The organism is Hydrocoleum sp. CS-953 (assembly GCF_002260545.1).
GTDB lineage: Bacteria > Cyanobacteriota > Cyanobacteriia > Cyanobacteriales > Microcoleaceae > Trichodesmium.
Genome location: NZ_LGSU01000341.1, coordinates 1 through 2,809, shown reverse-complemented (window position 1 = coordinate 2,809; position 2,809 = coordinate 1). Strand labels below are relative to the sequence as shown.

The window sequence follows — 2,809 nt, the reverse complement described above, 5'->3', positions numbered from 1 at the left end:
TCCAGTTTGGAGACTACCTGTAGTGCTAGTTGACCAAACTCTACCGCCACATCGACATCTTGCAATACACTACAAGCAACGATGCCATAGCAAGAATAAGCAAAGGCGGAAACTCCAATATTTCCATATTGAATAGATAGTTTGACTGACAAAGATACCAATAATGGAAATAAGGGAGAACCAGAAAGGTAAGTAGCTGGGATCGTGCTAGTGGCAATCTCCACAATGGCAATTTTTTCTCGCTCCTGCATCATTGGCAGCTCGACTAAATTTGTGATTTCTCTATCGCTAACCATTAGGCTAATTTCGGAAACTGCCTGTTGAATATCATTCTGTGTAGGTGTTTCCGGAAAACTCACACCTAATTGCCCTAAAAATTGTTTCGCAATACTAATAGCTTCCGTCGCTAAATTTCTCGTATTATATGATTGTATTTGAATTCGATAAACATTCATCTGTTCTGGTAAAGAGCGNAATTTGTGATTTCTCTATCGCTAACCATTAGGCTAATTTCGGAAACTGCCTGTTGAATATCATTCTGTGTAGGTGTTTCCGGAAAACTCACACCTAATTGCCCTAAAAATTGTTTCGCAATACTAATAGCTTCCGTCGCTAAATTTCTCGTATTATATGATTGTATTTGAATTCGATAAACATTCATCTGTTCTGGTAAAGAGCGGGTATTGGCAATGACTATCTCAATCAACTGTTCCATCACCTCAAAATCACCACATAAAGCAGCTAATTCTGTTCCCAACTCATAGAATTCTAAAGTCATTTCATATTGTCTAGACCAAGCATTTTCTCCTAGTAATGATAATCCAATGCTGGCATATTCCCTACCTGCTTGATAAGCAGTAGCATTTCTAGCTTTTCTACAAGCTATCAGATTAAACTTTGCTATTTCATCTCGTTCTGTTTGTGCTGTAATTAAAGATATTCCATAATTTAATTGACTAACTAGCTCAAAAATCTTTTCTTCTCTTGCTTCTGGGGATACCTTTTGCAGTAGTAGTTGTCCTATATTGTAATGAAATCTTGCTTTTTCATTGTTGGGAATTAAAGCATAAGCTGCTTGTTGTACCCTATCGTGCAAAAAATGATAACCTACCGAAACATCTGCAATTTCCCTCTCCTGGTTTTGCTCTCCCATAAAAAACTTATAAACTTCACTCTCCGGAATAATAAACCCCTCCCGCAAACCCTGCCATAAATCTGTTGCCACCTCCCCTGGCGTTTTTTCCCGCACGATCGCTAAGGTTGCTAAATCAAATTTGTTGCCAATACAGGCAGCTAGTTTCATCACATCCCGTGTTTTCTCTGGCAACTTCTGCAACCTTTCTACCATAAACTCTACCACATCATCAGTCAGTGCTAATTGACGCACTTGTGTCAGATCGCATTGCCAATATCCTACCTTGGCATTAAATCTAATCCAGCCATCCTCATATAACCCCTGCAAAAATTGGGTGATAAAAAATGGATTTCCTTTAGTCTTTTGATACACTAACTGTGCTAATGGTGTAGCAATTTCCACAGAACACATCAATGTATCCGCCACTAAACAAGTAATATTTACTTCATCTAAAGGAGCTAGAGTTAGAGTCTTTATGTCTGCTCCCTGTTTCTGAATTTCATCTAAAATCAACATTAATGGATGAGCAGGAAATACTTCATTATCTCGATATGCTCCCAACACCAGCAGATATCCTGCTTTGCGATCGCTCATCAAGAGTTTCAGCAGATTTAACGAAGCAGAGTCTGCCCACTGTAAGTCATCTAGAAAAACCACTAAGGGATGTTCTTGCTTAGTAAAAACTTCTACAAATTTACTGAAAAGCAAATTGAAGCGGTTTTGTGCTGCACTACCCGATAATTCCGGAACTGGTGGTTGTTCCCCAATAATTCTTTCTAGTTCTGGAATTACATCAATAATTACTTGTCCGTTTTCCCCCAATACTTCTAATATGTTAGCTTTCCATTTGACTAATTCGGCATCTGATTCACTTAGTAATTGAGCCATCAACTCTCGAAATGCTTGGGTGAAAGCACTAAAGGGAATATTGCGGTTGAACTGGTCATATTTTCCTTTGATAAAATAACCTCTTTGTCTGACTATCGGTTTATGTACTTCATTCACTATAGCTGTTTTGCCGATGCCAGAAAACCCCGCCACGAGAATCATTTCTGTCGTTCCACTTGCCACATTCTCGAACGCATTGAGTAAACTTTGTACTTCTTTTTCCCTGCCATAGAGTTTTTCTGGTATGAGGAAGTGATGACATACATCTCGTTCCCCAAGCTCAACCTCGGTTATTTTTCCTGTTGCATTTAACTGTTTTCTACATTTTTCTAAGTCATATTTTAATCCCCAAGCATTTTGATAACGGTCTTCGGCATTTTTCGCCATTAATTTTAACACTATTGTCTGCAAAACTTGAGGAATTTCTCTACTTTCAATTATGGGAAATTTTACTGGTTGAGCAATATGACAATGTACTAATTCTACTGAATCTTTGGTGTTAAATGGTAACTCACCTGTGAGTAGTTGAAAAAATGTTGCTCCTAGGGAATACAAATCTGTCCGATAATCAATTCCTCGGTTCATGCGACCTGTTTGTTCGGGGGAAATATAGGCAAGAGTTCCTTCTAATACATTGGGATTTTTTAGTATGGGATTTTCTCTAGTTAATCTTGTAGAAATGCCAAAGTCAATAATTTTTAATTGTTTAGTTTTGGGGTTGTAAATTATATTAGCTGGATTAATATCTTTGTGGATAATATTTTCGGCGTGAATTTGTCCTAAAGT

The 2,809-nt window shown here is 37.8% G+C and carries 1 protein-coding gene; it reads right to left on the bottom strand.

All coding sequences use genetic code 11. The features are described from left to right. Window positions 1-474: 474 nt before the first annotated feature. On the bottom strand, window positions 475-2,809 hold a 2,335-nt coding region (locus AFK68_RS03175; RefSeq protein WP_210407198.1), incomplete at both ends, for an AAA family ATPase.